Origin of the sequence: Paenibacillus cremeus, from assembly GCF_007786445.1 — a bacterium.
Classification (GTDB): Bacteria; Bacillota; Bacilli; order Paenibacillales; family NBRC-103111; genus Paenibacillus_G; species Paenibacillus_G cremeus.
In genome coordinates this window covers 25137-42649 of record NZ_VNJI01000023.1, presented here as the reverse complement: position 1 = coordinate 42649, position 17513 = coordinate 25137, and the positions used below count along the sequence as shown (strand labels likewise).

Genomic DNA, 17513 nt, shown 5'->3' with positions numbered 1-17513 from the left:
CAGACTATGCCTTGATTCCGACTTGGAAGGAGGCATAAGCCATGTCCAGAGACAACGCGAATAACAATGGCAAAAAAAATCAGCCGGGCAACAATCAGGACTCCGAGGTTGCAGGCTCCAAAAACCGTAAGCAATCCTGACCCATCCACTTGACCAGTCGCCTGCGGCTGGTTTCTTTTTGTATTTTGCATCGATAACCTCATATAATGAAAAAGAAAACAATCCATACAGGTAACGGAGGGAACCCATGTATCCAACGGTGGAGCAATTGGAAAACTACGCGGCGCTGGCCATTCAGGTCGGTGTCAATGTGCAAGAGGGACAGACTGTGTTCGTCACGGCACCGATTTCGGCGGCGGATCTCGTGCGCCAAATCGCGGCGAAGGCGTACGATGTCGGTGCAAAAAACGTACATATTGAGTGGAACGACGACGAGTGCACGCGGATTAAATATAAAAAAGCGCCGATGGAGGCGTTCAGCGAGTACCCGATGTGGCGGGCGAAGGGCATGGAGGAGCTGTGCGAGAATGGCGCATGCTTCATTTCAATCTACTCTCCGAATCCCGACCTCCTGCAGGGCGTCGAATCGGCTCGCATCGCTACAGCGAACAAAACCAGCGCCACGGCGCTCAGCAAATACCGCAGCTATCTGATGTCCCATAAAAATTCATGGACGTTGATCTCTTATGCCACGAACGAGTGGGCTGCCAAGGTATTCCCTGACCGCTCTCAGGAAGAGGCGGTACAAGCGCTGTGGGAGCGCATTATCGATGCGACCCGCATTGACCGCGAAGACCCGATCGCCGCTTGGAAGGAGCATAACGCGAAGCTTGCGCAAACCGTTGAGCTGCTGAATAATAAACGGTATAAAGAGCTTCATTACACAGCGGAGGGCACCGACCTTACAGTGCAGCTGCCGGAGAAGCATGTATGGCTTGGCGGCGCCAAGGCGAATGCCAAGGGAGATCTGTTCAACCCGAACATGCCGACAGAGGAAGTGTTCACGATGCCGCATAAGGATGGCGTGAACGGGACCGTGCGCAGCACGAAGCCGCTGAACTACAGCGGTCAGATCATCAACAACTTCTCGATTACGTTTAAGGACGGCGTGGCGGTTGATTTTTCCGCGGAGGAGGGCTACGAGGCGCTGGAGCGGCTGCTGAATACGGATGAGGGCGCACGCCGATTGGGTGAGGTCGCGCTTGTTCCGTTCGATTCGCCGATCTCCAACTCCAATGTGGTGTTCTACAACACCTTGTTCGATGAGAATGCCTCCTGCCACTTGGCGTTCGGGCAGGCGTATTCGGTCAATATCGAGGGAGGCACGGAGATGTCGGATGAGGAGCTGGCGGAGCGCGGCGTGAACAAGAGCTTGACACACGTGGACTTTATGATCGGCTCGGCGGACATGAACATCGACGGCGTGACGCAGGACGGCAAGCGGGAACCGATTTTCCGCAATGGCAACTGGGCTATCTAAGCTATCTAGTGCTTTAGAATGAAATAGATCTAGACATACACCCATATCCCCCTCTGGCATATCCTGTATGGAGCTTGAGCCCAGCCATACTTAGGAGGTAACAACCAATGCCAGAGGTATTTGTCGTCAGGTCGCTGGATGAAATCCGGTTTTGGTCAAGGATTATGAAGGAGCATTCCTTATTTCTGAAACTGGGTTTTCGATGTGAGGATACGCAATTAATTAATGAGGCGAACTATTATTATAAGCTGTTCGAGGGCATTGAACAGCGTGCGCATGCCTTCACGGTGAACACGGATGCCCAAACGATCCGGCAATTCAACGTCGAGGTCAGTACAGCTGCCAGCTATATTTGGGCGTTTAAACGCAAGCTGCTGGGCTTGATCCTGACGTGCCAGCTGCCGGGGGCCAATAACTTCCCGCTGCTCGTCGATCATACCAGCCGGGAAGCGAACTATTTCCGCAATCGGCTCATCGAGCTGAATGAAGGCAAGCTGGAGCCGGTGCAGGATGCAATCATTGATGAAAACGTCTTCTTCCTGCGCATTATGGCCGACCATGCCAAATTCATCAGCCATCTGCTGGATCCGTCCGAACGCAAGCTGGTGCAGCAGGCCAATGATTTCAGCCACGATTTTGATCAGCTGCTGTTCCAAGCAAGAGATCTCGATTCGATGCGGCCGCAGTCGCAAACCGGTCCGATCCTTACGCAGTTCCTCGATCAAAACCGGGTGTCCGTCAAATCGCTTCGTGATTTCAAGAAAGCCGCGAAAGACCTGATCGACGCCTGTAAAATCAAAAGCATCATCCACCCGCTGCTCGCAGACCACGTGTTCCGGGAGGCGGAACGGTTCCTCGCCATTATCGATATGTTTGAAGCAACGCTGACCGGCAAGCCTGCCGTATTCGCCGAGCAGCATCACTAAATTTGCAAATAAAAAGGGCTTTCACCGGCCACTTCAAGACTAGTAAAGGCCCTTTTTCCCACAGCAGCTTAGGTGCGGCTCAACTGGGAGCTTTTTTCCTTAATCGATTGCACTACGCTCTCGGGATCATCCGCCTGAAAAATCACCTTCCAATATTCATGCTCCTCCAGCTCGAGGACGATCACGTGCTCGTTGTTCTCATAGGAGAGGAAGCACCAGCGTCCGTCCACGAGAAACCGTCCCTCCCGAATGCCGAAGCCCGAGGTGCCGATGCGGAACGTGAACAGCGGCATTTCAATATCCTCGATCGATACCTTTTGGATGGCGCTGTATGGAATTTCAAGCTGATGCTTGAGGGCGGCGACGCCGGTTAAGCCGGTGAAGCGGATGACGAGCGTATCGTCTTGCAGCTCAATTTGTCTGGACAAAAGGTGGTCAGCCTCCTTTGTTTCTCTCGCAACATCCAATAGTATGAACAGAAAGCCGGAGGGGAATCCGCGTTGCTCTAGTCTGCGGTCTTCATCCAAAAGCAAAAAAAGCTGGTTCGAGTTGAACCGGCCTTTTTTCGTTGAAATATATCATTATAGCTTAGGATTGGCGTGGCACTTCCGGCAGACCGGATAGTACGAATCGTTGCCGCCGATTTGAATTTGCTCCCCGGTATAGATCGGCTTTCCCGATTCATCCACACGCAGATTCATCGTCGCTTTCCGCTCGCAGAACCAGCAGATCGTCTTCATTTCCTCGATTTTATCCGCATAGAGCAGCATCTGCTTACTGCCCTCAAACAGCTCGTTTTGAAAATCGTTCTTGAGTCCGAAGCCCATCACCGGTATGTTCAGCGTATCGACAATGCGGGTGAGCTGAAGGATCTGATCTTTTTTCAAAAATTGCACTTCGTCGACCAGTACACAGGACACCGGAGGCTTCTGCTGTTGCACAATGGTGAAAATATCGGTGTCATCATGAATCGGAATCGCTTCGCGCCGCAGCCCGATCCGGGAGGATACATAGCCGACCTCGTCCCGATTATCCAGGGCGGAGGTGAAAATCAAAACGGACTTGTTCTGCTCTTCATAATTATGCGCGACCTTCAAAATTTCGATCGATTTGCCGCTGTTCATTGCTCCATAACGAAAATACAGCTGTGCCAAGACATACACCCTCGTTCGTCGATGTTTGACATGATTTCGGAAGAAAAGTCAGACGCTCCGCACTCATGTCGAAAATAACGATGTTTATCATAGCACAAGAACCAGGGTTGGTATAGGGCGCTTTTTGGCCTAGGGGGCGCCTTTTTCTTCCAGTATGTAGGGGTTCAAAGCTGCGCAGCGGCTCCTCGGTCCGGTTTGATTCCGTCTGGTCTTGTGTCTGCACATGGATGTAACAAAACGTCAAAAAGCAACAAATTCTGCTATAAGCCTCTACTTTTATAGCTAGATACCTTACATTAAACATCACAAAATGACTATATGAATCTTTCAGAAAAATCTAATTATTAAATTGCTATAATACGAATCAGATGGTAATATAAAACATATTATCTACAGAGGTTCATAGATTTGTCACAATTTGTCGAAGGGCGCTGTGGCTTTTTTTAATTGCATAACTTCATCCCTGTAAAGCTTCACCTCTTTGACATGTTTATGAACAGAAGCATCCCCAAATTTTCAGAAAGAAAGGTTGCGCAGGCATGAACAGAACTGGATTACCTGTCAAACAGGGTCTATACGATCCTCAATTCGAGCACGACGCATGCGGGATTGGCTTTGTCGCTCATATCAAGGGGCAGCCTTCTCATGACATCGTTGCCCAGGCGCTTACTGTACTTTGCAATTTAGACCATCGCGGCGGTCAGGGCGAGCATAATACCGGGGACGGCGCGGGCATTTTGCTGCAAATTCCGCACAAATATTTTGCCAATGCCTGTGTAGAGGAAGGCATTCGCCTGCCGGCACCGGGACGGTACGGCGTCGGCATGGTATTTCTGCCGCAGGACGCCGAAGCTCGCATCGCCTGTGAGCGGCTGATCGAGCAGGTTGTGCACGAGTCGGGACAGCATTTTCTCGGCTGGCGCACAGTGCCTACGAATAACGCGAAGCTGGGCAATTCGGCCAAATCGGCGGAGCCTTTCGTTCGCCAATTGTTTGTTGGCGCGTCCAGCGATGTGTTCGATGAGCTCGCGTTTGAACGCAAGCTGTATATTATCCGCAAGCTGTCGGAGAACGGTGCCAAGGGACTGAACGAAGCGGGTGTGTTCTTCTTCTCCAGTCTTTCGAGCCGTACGATTGTATATAAAGGAATGCTTACGCCGGAGCAGGTGGACGACTACTATACGGAGCTCAAGGATCCGGATCTGGAATCGGCGCTTGCGCTGGTGCACTCACGCTTCAGCACGAACACGTTCCCGAGCTGGGAGCGGGCGCATCCGTACCGCTATTTGATCCACAACGGTGAGATCAATACGCTGCGCGGAAATGTGAACTGGATGCACGCGCGTCAGGCGATGTGCGAAACGGATCTGTTCGGCGATGACTTCCGCCGTATTCTTCCGATCATCGACGGAGAAGGCTCCGACTCGCAGATGTTCGACAATACGTTGGAGTTTCTGATGTTGTCCGGTCGTTCGCTGCCGCACGCAGCCATGATGATGATTCCGGAGCCGTGGTCGAAGCATGAATCGATGAGCGACGAAAAGAAAGCGTTTTACGAATATCACAGCTGTCTGATGGAGCCATGGGATGGCCCTGCGGCGATCTCGTTCACGGACGGGAAGTCGATCGGGGCGGTGCTGGACCGCAACGGCTTGCGTCCAGCGCGTTACTACGTGACCAAGGACGATCTGGTTGTGCTGGCTTCCGAGGCAGGCGTACTCAATATTGCACCGGAGCGCATCGTTTCCAAGCAGCGTCTTCAGCCCGGCCGTATGCTTCTGGTCGATACGGTGGAAGGACGCATTGTCTCCGACGAAGAGATCAAGGAACGCATCGTGAAGGAGCAGCCGTATCGCGAGTGGCTGAATGAGCACCTAATTTCCTTGAAGGATCTTCCGGCGCCATCGGCGGCGGAGGTGGAAGCCGGCGATGAAGCGACCGTGCTGCAGCGTCAGCAAGCTTTCGGCTATACGTTCGAGAATATGCGGAAGGTGCTCGAGCCGATGGCCCGCACCGGTGTCGATCCGATCGGCTCGATGGGCTTCGATGCGCCGCTGGCCGTGCTGTCCGAGCGTCCGCAGCTGCTGTACAGCTACTTCAAGCAGCTCTTCGCGCAGGTAACGAACCCGCCGATCGACGCGAACTTCGAGGAGATCATTACGGCTCAAGGGACGACGCTGGGGCCAGAAGGCAATCTGATCGATCCGAAGCCGGAGAGCTGCCGCCAGATCCGCATTGAGACGCCGATCCTGACCAACGAAGAGCTGGCGAAGCTGCGCTTCATTCAGCGTGATGGCTTTAAGACAGTGACGCTGCCGATCGTGTTCCCGGCATCGGAAGGTACCGGCGGCATGGAGCGGGCGGTTGACGCTCTGTATGCAGCTGCGGATGCGGCGATTGCGGATGGAGCGACGCTGCTCATCTTGTCCGATCGCGGCGTTGATGGCGACCAAGCGGCCATTCCTGCACTGCTGGCGGTCTCCGGATTGCACCACCATTTGATCCGCGAAGGCACGCGCACCAAGGTGGGGCTGCTGCTGGAGTCGGGTGAGCCGCGTGAGGTGCACCATTTTGCACTGCTGCTGGGCTACGGTGTGGGCGCGATCAATCCGTATCTGGCGCTGGAAACGCTGGGCGATATGATTCGCCGCAATCAGCTGAAGGACATCACGCTGGAGAAGGCGACCTACAATTACGTCAAAGCGGCTACCAAAGGCGTCGTCAAAGTATTGGCCAAAATGGGGATCTCCACCATCCAGTCGTACCGTGGGGCGCAAATTTTTGAAGCTGTGGGGCTCGATGCCTCTGTTATCGATAAATATTTTACTTGGACTTATACGCCGGTTGGCGGGATCAAGATCGATGCCATCGCGCAGGAAGCTTTGCTTCGTCATCAGCGGGCGTACTCCGAGCAGGAGGGACGCGACCGTGTTCTGGATACGGGCGGCGAGCTGCAGTGGCGCCGGAACGGCGAAGAGCATTTGTACAATCCGGAGACGATCCATGCGCTGCAGAGCGCGGTTCGCACGAACAACTACGGCACATACAAAAACTTCGTCAAGCTGATCCATCAAGAAAATGAGCGGTACATGACGCTTCGTTCGCTGTTTGCCTTCAAATCTGGGCGCAAGCCGATTCCTTTGGAGGAAGTCGAGCCGGTGGAATCGATGTTCAAGCGCTTCAAGACCGGGGCGATGTCGTACGGCTCCATCTCGAAGGAAGCGCACGAGAGCATGGCCATCGCCATGAACCGTATCGGTGGCAAGAGCAACACCGGCGAGGGCGGCGAGCATCATGAGCGCTTCACTCCGGACGCGAACGGCGACTCACGCCGCAGTGCGATCAAGCAGGTGGCGTCGGGCCGCTTCGGGGTTACATCGAATTACCTCGTCAATGCCGACGAGATTCAGATTAAGATGGCGCAGGGTGCCAAGCCGGGTGAAGGCGGTCAGCTGCCGGGCTCCAAGGTTTACCCTTGGGTGGCCGAGGTCCGCGGTGTGACGCCGGGCGTAGGGCTCATTTCGCCTCCGCCGCACCATGACATCTACTCGATCGAGGACTTGGCGGAGCTGATCCACGATCTGAAGAACGCCAACCCGCGGGCACGCATCAGCGTGAAGCTCGTATCCGAGGTTGGCGTAGGGACGATCGCTGCCGGCGTCGCCAAAGGAAAAGCGGACGTCGTGCTGATCAGCGGCTACGACGGAGGCACAGGCGCTTCGCCGCAGACGTCGATCCGCCATGCGGGATTGCCGTGGGAGCTGGGGCTCGCGGAGACGCACCAGACGCTGGTGCTGAACAACCTGCGCAGCCGCATTACCGTGGAGACGGACGGCAAGCTGATGACCGGCCGCGACGTGGTGGTTGCTGCGCTGCTGGGCGCGGAAGAGTTTGGCTTTGCCACGACGCCTTTGATTGCGCTCGGCTGCATTATGATGCGCGTGTGCCATCTGGACACTTGCCCGGTTGGCGTAGCGACGCAAAATCCGGAGCTGCGCAAGAAATTTGCCGGCGACCCGCAGCACGTCGTGAACTTTATGCATTTCGTTGCGCAGGATGCGCGTGAGCTGATGGCGGAGCTTGGGTTCCGTACGATCGAGGAGATGATCGGTCACACCGAGCTTCTTGAGACGAAGGAAGCCGTCAAGCACTGGAAGGCCAAGGGCATTGACCTGTCGCCGCTGCTGCATCAACCGGATGTGGGCGAGGATGTAGGCCGCTACTGCCAGATGAAGCAGGATCACGGTCTGGATCGTTCGCTCGATGTCACGGAGCTGCTGAACATTTGCCAGCCGGCGATTGATAATAAAGAGAAGGTTCATGCGATCTTGCCGATTCACAACGTCAACCGCGTCGTCGGTACGATCGTTGGAAGTGAGGTCACCCGCAAGTATGGTTTGGAAGGGCTGCCGCATGATACGATCCGTCTGCACTTTAACGGCTCGGCCGGCCAAAGCTTCGGTGCGTTCGTGCCGAAGGGGATGACGCTGTCGCTCGAGGGCGATGCCAACGACTACTTCGGTAAAGGGCTGTCGGGTGGTAAGCTGGCGGTATTCCCTCCGGAGAAAGCGGCGTATGTGGCGGAAGACAATATCATTATCGGTAACGTGGCGTTCTACGGAGCGACGGACGGCGACGCGTATATTCGCGGGATGGCCGGCGAACGCTTCTGCGTGCGGAACTCCGGTGTCCGTGCTGTCGTTGAAGGCGTGGGCGACCATGGCTGCGAATATATGACCGGCGGACGCGTAGTGGTGCTTGGTCCGACCGGGCGCAACTTCGCTGCCGGGATGTCCGGGGGCATCGCGTACGTGCTCGATGAGCACGGGACGTTCAGATCCAAGTGCAACCAGGAGATGGTACTGCTCGAGCCGGTGGAGGAAGTGTTTGAAGCGGAGGAGCTGAAGAATATGATTCAGCATCACGCCGTCTTCACCGATAGCAGCGTAGCTCATCGCGTGCTGCAAAACTGGGAGCAGTACCTGTGGAAATTCGTTAAGGTCATTCCGAAGGACTACAAGCGGATGTTCGAGGCGATCGAGCGCGTGAAGCGTTCCGGTCTGAGCCAGCAGGAAGCGATGCTCGTCGCGTTCGAAGAAAACATGAAGGACGTATCCCGCGTGGGCGGAAATTAATAAAAAATTTGTACTGGAAAATTATTTCTGAGGATCTTACTTTGGGAATGTATGGGGAAGTGTGAACGGAAAGCAGTGCACCTGCCGTAGAGTTTATGTGCCGCCTTTGAAAATGGGTAAATACCGCTAAATCAATTCATAATACCGTTTTCAAGAGCGGCCGGAGGCAGGTGGCACTGACTTGCAGTGGAGCCTCTCCCATGTTGCTCGAACTTCGATCGGAAGAACCAATTTTCCCAGCACAGCATGGAGGAAGAAGAATGGGTAAACCAACCGGTTTTTTGGAATTCGGGCGCGAAGTTCCGGCCGAGAACGCCCCTTTGCTTCGGATTGCGCATTGGAAGGAATTCAGCACCCCGCTGACGGACGACAAGCTCCAGCAGCAGGGCGCGCGTTGTATGGATTGCGGCATTCCCTTCTGCCACACCGGGAAAATTATCAGCGGCATGGCGGCCGGCTGCCCGGTTAACAACCTGATCCCAGAGTGGAATGACTTGGTGTACCGCGGACAATGGAGAGAAGCACTGGATCGGCTGCACAAGACGAATAACTTTCCGGAATTCACTGGCCGCGTCTGCCCGGCTCCGTGTGAGGGCTCCTGTACGGTCGGCCTGAACGGATCCCCGGTGACGATCAAGAATATCGAGAAATCGATCATCGACAAAGGCTTCTCTGAAGGCTGGGTCGTACCGCAGCCACCAGAAGTGCGGACGGGCAAGAAAGTGGCCGTTATCGGCTCCGGTCCGTCGGGACTCGCTTGCGCGGCGCAGCTCAACAAAGCCGGTCATTCAGTGACGGTGTACGAGCGTTCGGATCGGGTCGGCGGCCTGCTGATGTACGGCATCCCCAACATGAAGCTGGATAAGAAATATGTCCAGCGCCGTGTCGATCTGCTCGCAGCGGAAGGGGTCAACTTCGTCACGAGCACGGAAATCGGCAAAGATATTCCGGCCTCCCAGCTCAAAGAGGAGTTTGACGCCGTCGTGCTGTGCGGTGGAGCGACCAAAGGCCGCGATCTCAACATCGAAGGCCGCGAGCTGAAGGGCGTTCATTTGGCGATGGAGTTTTTGTCCAAAAATACGAAGAGCCTGCTCGATTCCGAGCATCAGGACGGCAATTTTATCTCGGCTGAGGGTAAGCATGTCATCGTCATCGGCGGCGGCGATACCGGTACAGACTGTGTCGGTACGTCCATTCGTCACAAGTGTGCCAGCGTGACTCAGTTCGAAATTATGCCTAGATCTCCTGAAACGCGCCAGCCGAACAACCCATGGCCGGAGTGGCCGAGGGTGCTCAAGGTCGATTACGGCCAAGAGGAAGCGGCTGCCCTGCAGGGGCAAGACCCGCGGACTTACCTGATCAACACGAAGAAATTCGTGGGAGATGAGAACGGCCACATCAAAGAAATCCACACGGTGCTGATCGAGTGGAAGAAGGACGATCAAGGCCGATTCGTGCCGGTTGAAGTACCGGGCAGCGAGAAGGTATATCCGGCGCAGCTCGTGCTGCTAGCCATGGGCTTCATGGGACCGGAGAACACCGTGTTGGATCAGCTCGGCGTCGAGAAGGACGAACGCTCCAACGCGAAAGCGGCGTACGGCAAATTTGCCACGAACGTCGACGGTGTGTTCGCAGCAGGCGATATGCGTCGTGGGCAAAGCTTGGTCGTCTGGGCAATCAACGAAGGACGGGAAGCGGCTCGCGAGGTAGATCGGTATTTGATGGGCGCCTCCAACTTGCCATAATGTATGAGTGACAAGGGTCCAATCCTGCACGGTAGGCTGCGGGGTTGGATCTTTTTTAAAGTGGTAAATATTCACCAGTTAAATGGGATCGAAATTTTTAGATTCATCCAGAGGGTCTTCATGTATAATTGAAGTAGGCAAGCCGGAGGGAGGCCAGATCGATGACATTCAGAGAGATTGTAACCTCGGACGAGCTGAAGGCGCTCCTTTCTTCGGAGGAGGGAAGCGACCTGCAGGATACCGGTTCGACCAGACGTTTTGCAGGCCGGGGGCCGGAGCTCGAGCTGGAGAGCTTGAAGGAGAAGGTGGCGCGTCTGGAAGAGATCGTGCTGAAGCTGTCGGATCGGCTGAAGCAGCTGGACGAGGAGAGGGCGCTGGAGCAGGAGAAAGACGAACGCCCATTGGAAGCGCTGTCGCTAGTGCCTGTAGAGCTTGGCCAAGACGGAACACCAGCGGGAACGAAAGAGCCGGAAGCACTCACCTCCAGGCTCGAGAAGCACGGACGCAAGAAGGGCGGCGGGTGGTTCCGCTAGGCATTTCGGTGCCGATAGGAGCCATTCCAGCAGCCCTTTTTTTACGTCCCGTCAAACCATACTTTTTACCTCTTTGGCTTCGTACCACCCGGCCATACTTTACGTATGCGGTAAGGGATCGATTTCATCGTCATCGTCTTCCGCGGAAAGCGGATGGACTGGATGATACGGGGGACATCCTGATTCACCATCCGTTTCAGCAGCTCAATGGCGGTGCCATAGGCCTTGTAATTATAATCGCCGGTGCGGTCATCATAGAACGCATACGGCAGCTCCTCCGGCGTAATATATCCGAACACCCGGCTTTCATACTCCGCGATGAAGGTGACCGGCGAATCCTCGTAGCCTTGATCCACCCACTCCTCCTTGGTCATCCGATAGACCAGCACCGCAAACAGGTCCTCGTAAATTTTTCCCTTATACTTAAACTTGAAATGCACCTCATACTCCGTCTCCCGGTCCTGCTTTGCTCGGTTGACGGTGCAATAATTGCGCCACCATCCAGGAAAACGCAGGGTAAATCCGTATTTTTCGTTCCGATATTCAATCTCGACTCGATTTCGCACGCCGGCGCAGCACCTCCCGTTTGGCTTACAGGTAAATCTTATTCGCCGAGACGGGGGATTAGTCCCCGGGTCTTAGGACGGCTGGAACCAGATGCTTTTGAACTGGACCCAATCGAGGGTGTCGAGGGAAATGCCTTTGACGGACGAATGATAGATCGTGTTCAAGCGCTTGCCATATAAAAAAAGCAGCAGCTGCTTCGTGGTCAGCAGCGTTTCGACCGCCTGCAGCAGCTCGGTGCGCCGATCGCGCGATGGCTCGCGCAGCACCTGCTCCAGCAGGGCGGAGACGCCGGCCTTGGCTGTGGGCTCCAGATGCCGCTGCATCGTCTTGAACAGATCGATCAGCCGCAGCTCCGCATCGTTGTCGAGCATGATGGAAAACAGCAGCAGATCGGCATACAACCGCTGCTCGCCCTTGAATTCCTCCACAGAGAGCAGCTTCACCTCGGCCGCGAGTCCGGCCTCCTGCAGCAGCGACTGCACCAGCAGCGCATCCGGCTCGTACTGCGTGATCGTGCACAGTACGAGCCGCTCCCCGGCGTAGCCGGAGCGCTTCAGCAGCGCGCGGATTCGCCCGGCTCGCTCCGCATACGTCTCCGCAGCGGCCACATTCGCTCCCGCTGCCTGCCGGATGAAGCTGCTCGCGCCGTAGATCGCATCGCCGCTCAGCCGCTGCAGCAGCTTGTCTTGCGACAGTGCTGCACAGACCGCTGCTCGCACATCCGGATCGCTGAGCGGCCCCTGCTTCAGCAGGTTGAAGGTCAGGAAGCGGCAGGTCGTACCCTGCTGCTGCACCTGCTGCCAGGTGTCCGCCGCTCCCTCCGGCAGCCGGTAGTTGTGCATGATCTGGAAGCTCTCGAGCGCGAGGGACCGATGCTGCGAATGCAGCTCGGCCATTTGCCACAGCTCGACCCGGTCCAGATGCGCACGCCCTTGAAAGTAGGCGGGAAACGCATCCAGCACGAACATTGACCGGTCGTGATGCGTCAGCCTGAAGGGACCGGTCCCGACGGGCGACAGCGCGAGCTCTCCCCCTAGCTCCTCGCACACATCGGCAGGGATGATGGAGGCACGATTCGTGCTCGCATATTGAAGGAACAGCTCGTTGGGCTCTGCCAATTGCACTTGCACCGTGATCGGGTCGATTACCTCTACCGCGACCACCTGCTGCTGAACCCAGCTGTACAGCGAGCCGGGAGCGAGACGCTTCAGCCGCTCGAAGGTGTACCGCACATCCGCCGCCGTCAGCTCGCGCCCGTGGTGGAACTGCACCCCCTTCCGCAGATGAAACGTCCAACGGGTCCGCGCCTCATTCGTTTCCCAGGCATGAGCCAGATGCGGCTCGATGGTTTGAGACAATCGGTTATAACGGACCAGCGGATCGAACAATTGGCGGACGAGGTGGGCTTCGGCTTGCAGGTGGATGGTGGCCGGATCCAGCGATTTCAGCGGTTGGGTCAGCGGAAAGCGCAGCGTATCGAACCGCTTGCTGCCTTGGACCTCACTGCTATAGCCGAAATAGCCGGTAAGCCAGCTTTGAAAATGATCCTTAAGTGCCTCCGGCAGCGTGGACACGTTCATTTGCTCAAAAGCGCCTCGCAGGTCCTTTTTCTCCACCAGCTCCTTGGCGATCGTCAGAATCATCTGCTCGCTCGGCAGCAAAAACGTAAGCGAGGACCGGTTGCCCCGGCCCCTTCGCGGCGTCCAATCCACCCACCCTTGGCCGCTCATTTTACCTAGCAGCAGGACGACGTTGCGGTGGGTGCAATCCAGTGCCGCAGCCAGCTCGTCCAAGGTGACTTGGACCTCCTGCCGCTCAAGTATGTGCGGAAACTGCTCACGCAGCCGCAGGTAATGCCTAGCCAGCTTCATACAGGTAAGCCGACCTCCTTATCCCCTAAACATACGCATCCTAAAATATGAAATTTATATTTTAAAACTTACTCTTTTTATTCCTGTTTTTCAAGCTACAATAAGCCATAGATAGACCATTCACCAAGAAAATACGGTATTTGAAATTAATGGATTGAATTATTGACACGATTAACGGTAGGGAGGCATGCGGCTAATGGAGCTTATCGTAGGTATGGAACGAGAACGCGAATCACTCATGATGACCTGGGGGGAGCAGCTTTGGGTGGAGGCAAGGGAGGCGGTCAGGCAGGCGGTGACGGAGGAGGAGCTGGCCCGGGCGGTCTGGGCGCTGGCCAAGCTGGCGTATGGACGGGCGCAAGGGAAGGGGCTGGAGGAGCTGCTGGCGCAAGAGGCCGGGGAGGTCGTGCAGCAGTTACCGCAGCAGTTAACGCTGCCGGAGGCTTTGGCTCAAGTGCTGCGCGCCTTATCCCGCATGGAAGAGGAGGCGGCGTGGTACAGCTCCATGAAGCGTCTACCGAAAGCGGCTGAGATGCGTACTCTTGCAGAGCGGTTGAGCCCAACCCGGACGCCAATCCGGCCTGTCCATTCGTGGCTTCAATAAGGGGGGAACAAGGATGGCAGCTCCGATCCTGCGCTTGGACCAGGAAAAACGTCTGATGATCGCCGCGTTCGTCTGCGGCTTGCTGCATTATTATTTCTTTTTTGATCAAACGTGGGGGATTTCGGTTCTGCTCTTCCTCGTGGTCATGTATGGGTACTTTTATTGGGCGGTCCGGGAACACCGGTCGGTGCTGGCGTGGAAAAACGGGTCGAATCTGCTAATCGTACCGGTGCTGCTGCTGGGCTCGACCTATGCATTGTTTACGAATACGCTCTTTGAAGTGCTCAATGTGCTGGTGATTCCGCTGCTCATCCTCATGCACACAACCTGGCTCATCAAGCGAGAGCAGGCAGAGGAGAGCGCCTGGACGTGGCTCGCTTCGCCGCTGGAGCAGCTGTTTGTGCATACGCTGCGCTATCTGCCACGGCCGGTAGTCCTGCTGGTGCAAGCGATGGCGGGGCGGATGAAGGCCGGGCGCTCGAGGGAGCTGCTCAAGGTGTTGACGGGGGTGCTCCTATCTTTGCCGTTATTGTTCCTCGTCGTGTGGCTGCTGTCGTCAGCGGATTCCATGTTTGAGCGCACCATGTCCAAGCTGCCGAAGCTGCTTCAAGATGTAGAGTTCGGTCTGACGGCACTGCGCATCCTGTATGTAACGGTGGTCACGGCCGGTTTGTTCGCTTATGTGAGGGGGCTGCTGAACCCGAAGCCGCTCCAGCCTCGTCCGCTGGTTCAAGAGGAGGAGGGGATCGCACCCTGGGAGGCGCCTGAGCTGTCTGTGTCAACGCCTATCAGGATGGATCCGACGATCACAACGACTATGCTGTGCATGCTGAATCTCGTCTATTTGTTGTTCACCGTGGTGCAGTTTTCCTACTTTTTCGGTGGGGGAACGGCCGATCTGCCGGACGGCATCACCTACGCCTCCTACGCCAGAAGGGGCTTCGCCGAGCTGGTCATCGTGACGCTGATCAACTTATCGGTCATGCTGGCGACCATGTATGGCGTGCAGCGCCCGGGGGCTTGGCGTCTGTTGCGCGGGCTGCTGGCGGTGTTGATCGGCTTTACCGGGATCATGCTAAGCTCCGCGTACCTTCGGCTGTCCATGTATGAGGAGGCCTACGGCTACACAGTGACGCGCATTTTGGTGCATGTGTTTATGATCTTCTTGCTGGGGCTGTTCGTGCTGGCGTTGATTAAGCTGTGGAAGGAGCGGCTGCCGCTCCTCCGTTATTATGGCATAGCCGCGGTGATGGCGTACGTTGTGCTGAACTATATTGGCATCGACGGCATCATTGCTCGCAGCAACATTCATCGGTATGAGTCCACGGGAAAAATCGACGTCAATTATTTAACAAGTTTGAGCTTTGAGGTGGTGCCTTACATACTGGAACTGAGGCAAAAGCATCCCGAAGCGCTGGGGGTAGAGGAAGCGGTTCAGCGTCTGCGATTGAGCCTGAGCGATAGCCCTGCCGCTTGGATGGAGTTCAACCGGTCCAAGCATACAGCCAGGCAGCTGCTACGCTAACCCATAGCGCCGCCGATAATGAGACAGCGCGACTAACGGCCACACCAGGTTATAGCTGAAGTACCGGTTGTAAAATGCGCTGGGCAGCCCGGCTCCCGTCGGGTAAGCGGCCGTCCAGTCTTGACGGTGCAGCAGCGCGACCAAGGCTTCGACGCCGCGGGTGATGGCCGGAAGCGGCTCATCATGGACCGCAATCAGCGCATCCAGCGCCCAAGCGGTCTGGGAAGGCGTCCCGCCTCCGGCCAGCGGGATGTAGGCGTGAAGCTGATCGCTGCGGCATGACTCGCCCCAGCCGCCGTCCACCCGCTGCGCGTTCAGCAGGAAGCTTACGGCGCGCTGAATGGACGGGTGGCTCGGGCTGGTGCCGACAGCCATCATTCCCGTCACAGCGGCCCAGGTGCCGTAGACGTAGCAGACGCCCCAGCGGCCATACCACGAGCCATCTCGCTCCTGCTTCGCGACCAGCCAATCGACGCCGCGCTGAATCAGCGGATGTCGGAGGGTGAGCCCGGCGCAGGCGCCCAAATAATCCAGCGCGCGTCCCGTCAAATCCGCGGTGGAAGGATCGGTGGCAGCCGAGGCGGCGCCCTCGATCGGCACCTTAGCGAGCAGGGCGCTGTCCTTGCCGCGCTCAAAAGCGGGCCACCCGCCATCGGCATTTTGCATCGACAGCACCCAGTGCAGCCCCCGGCTTATGGCCTCGCGCATGCGGGGATCCGCCCCGGAGGATCGCACATAATGGAGGGTGCGCAGCGCGGCGGTCGTATCGTCGACATCCGGGTTCATCGTATTGATATCGGAGAAGCCCCAGCCGCCGGGCACCGGATGGCGGACGGAACGGCTCCAATCGCCTAGCCGGGTATGCTGCCGGCGCAGCAAGTACCCGGCGGCGTGCTGAATCGCCGGGTGCTTCGGCGGCACGCCGGCCTCTTGCATCGCGTAGCTGACTAAGGCGGTGTCCCAGACGGTGGAGTTGAAGTTTTGTACATGCAGGTTCCCTTGTCCGCCCCCGCCCACCGGCTCGAAGCCGGAGGCACGCGGAACCGGATGGATTAACGATTTCAGCCCTGCCACCGCTTGTTGGATGACCGGGGCATCGGGGCTATAATCGAGGGCAAGCAGCGCGTAGATCATGAGGAACGTGCTGCTGGCATAGCTGTACAGCGTTCCATCCGGCTCGATGTGCTCCAGCATGAACCGCTCCGCACGCTGCAGGCCGAGCCGCTTGGCTTCCTGCGGCAGCAGGGCCAGCTTCTTCAGTCCTTGGATCGCGTCTTCCAGAATTCCCCGATACGGCGCCCAATCTGCCCGATCATCTTGCACGGATCCGGAGCTGGTACGTGGAACGGACAAGTCCGATAGGTCCGGTGCATCGGCTCCCCATTGGATGGTATATCGGCGGGTCATCAGGATCATGACCGGTGTGAGATGGGCGCGAGCATACACGGAGAAGTCATAGAAATTCGGAGTAAACGACTCCGGCAGCAGCATCAGCTCCGCTGGGATGCGAAACCACGCCGGCCACGGATAATGGCCCCAGGTGGCGAGCATCGCCTTGGTCAAGGCGCCGCTGACCTGCCCAAGGCCGCCTTGGGCCAGAATGAACCGTTTGGCCCGCTGCATGCGTTCATCCGACGGCCGCACCATCCCCGAATGCAGTAGTGCGCAGTACGCTTCCACGGTGGCCGACAGATGGCCGCCCGCCTCGTCGGTGTACCATGTCCAGGCGCCGTTTGCGTTTTGCTTGTCCAGCAGCCTCTGCACCAAATCCGCGATCAGCTTCTCGTCGTCGTTCCTATTTAATGACCTTAATAATACGATAAAATAGGCATCGGTCATCACGCCGTTCTCCACACCCAGACGCCACGATCCGTCGGCACTTTGCCGGGACAGCAGCGTCTGCAGAAGGCTTTGAACGGCATTATCCACACGTGTAGGCAATTCGTGCATAAGCAATCATTCCTTTCCAGTAC

The 17513-nt window shown here is 56.7% G+C and carries 12 protein-coding genes; 7 read left to right on the top strand and 5 right to left on the bottom strand.

Annotation, left to right across the window (positions count from 1 at the left end; translation table 11 throughout):
- The first annotated feature begins 247 nt into the window (after positions 1-247).
- Both FPZ49_RS18535 and FPZ49_RS18530 read left to right on the top strand, forming a co-directional pair.
- Positions 248-1480, top strand: coding sequence for an aminopeptidase (locus tag FPZ49_RS18535; RefSeq protein WP_144849701.1), 1233 nt, complete (start codon positions 248-250; stop codon positions 1478-1480).
- A 107-nt stretch (positions 1481-1587) separates the two neighbouring features.
- A complete protein-coding gene (locus FPZ49_RS18530; protein WP_144849699.1) occupies positions 1588-2406 on the top strand; it encodes a DUF2935 domain-containing protein in 819 nt (272 codons plus the stop codon).
- Positions 2407-2474: 68 nt separating this feature from the next.
- Here the strand turns inward: FPZ49_RS18530 and FPZ49_RS18525 are convergent, their stop codons facing one another.
- Positions 2475-2834 (bottom strand): hypothetical protein, encoded by a 360-nt coding sequence (locus FPZ49_RS18525; RefSeq protein WP_144849697.1) that lies wholly within the window; start codon positions 2832-2834, stop codon positions 2475-2477.
- A gap of 153 nt (positions 2835-2987) precedes the next feature.
- A complete protein-coding gene (locus tag FPZ49_RS18520) occupies positions 2988-3560 on the bottom strand; it encodes a thymidine kinase (RefSeq protein WP_144849695.1) in 573 nt (190 codons plus the stop codon).
- 539 nt (positions 3561-4099) lie between these two features.
- Here FPZ49_RS18520 and gltB point away from each other — a divergent pair.
- From gltB to FPZ49_RS18505, 3 genes are all read left to right on the top strand, one after another.
- A complete protein-coding gene (gene gltB, locus FPZ49_RS18515; RefSeq protein ID WP_144849693.1) occupies positions 4100-8695 on the top strand; it encodes a glutamate synthase large subunit in 4596 nt (1531 codons plus the stop codon).
- Between the two features lie 260 nt (positions 8696-8955).
- Positions 8956-10440, top strand: coding sequence for a glutamate synthase subunit beta (locus FPZ49_RS18510; RefSeq protein ID WP_144849691.1), 1485 nt, complete (start codon positions 8956-8958; stop codon positions 10438-10440).
- Between the two features lie 161 nt (positions 10441-10601).
- Positions 10602-10973: a hypothetical protein gene (locus FPZ49_RS18505; RefSeq protein ID WP_144849690.1), complete on the top strand. Its 372-nt coding sequence runs from the start codon at positions 10602-10604 to the stop codon at positions 10971-10973.
- A gap of 65 nt (positions 10974-11038) precedes the next feature.
- On the opposite strand, the gene FPZ49_RS18500 is transcribed toward FPZ49_RS18505, so the two are convergent.
- Both FPZ49_RS18500 and FPZ49_RS18495 read right to left on the bottom strand, forming a co-directional pair.
- Positions 11039-11539 carry a hypothetical protein gene (locus FPZ49_RS18500; protein ID WP_144849688.1) on the bottom strand — a complete coding sequence of 167 codons (501 nt, stop codon included), beginning with the start codon at positions 11537-11539 and terminating at the stop codon, positions 11039-11041.
- Positions 11540-11611: 72 nt separating this feature from the next.
- Entirely contained in the window at positions 11612-13411 is a 1800-nt protein-coding gene (locus tag FPZ49_RS18495; protein WP_144849686.1) for an ABC transporter substrate-binding protein, read from the bottom strand.
- 196 nt (positions 13412-13607) lie between these two features.
- Here FPZ49_RS18495 and FPZ49_RS18490 point away from each other — a divergent pair, with 196 nt between their 5' ends.
- Entirely contained in the window at positions 13608-14015 is a 408-nt protein-coding gene (locus FPZ49_RS18490) for a hypothetical protein (RefSeq protein WP_144849684.1), read from the top strand.
- A 13-nt stretch (positions 14016-14028) separates the two neighbouring features.
- Positions 14029-15540 (top strand): DUF4153 domain-containing protein, encoded by a 1512-nt coding sequence (locus FPZ49_RS18485; RefSeq protein WP_144849682.1) that lies wholly within the window; start codon positions 14029-14031, stop codon positions 15538-15540.
- Here the strand turns inward: FPZ49_RS18485 and FPZ49_RS18480 are convergent.
- Complete coding sequence (locus tag FPZ49_RS18480; RefSeq protein WP_144849680.1) at positions 15532-17490, bottom strand: terpene cyclase/mutase family protein; 1959 nt, start codon at positions 17488-17490, stop codon at positions 15532-15534. The two genes, FPZ49_RS18485 and FPZ49_RS18480, sit on opposite strands and share 9 nt — an antisense overlap.
- Positions 17491-17513: the final 23 nt, after the last annotated feature.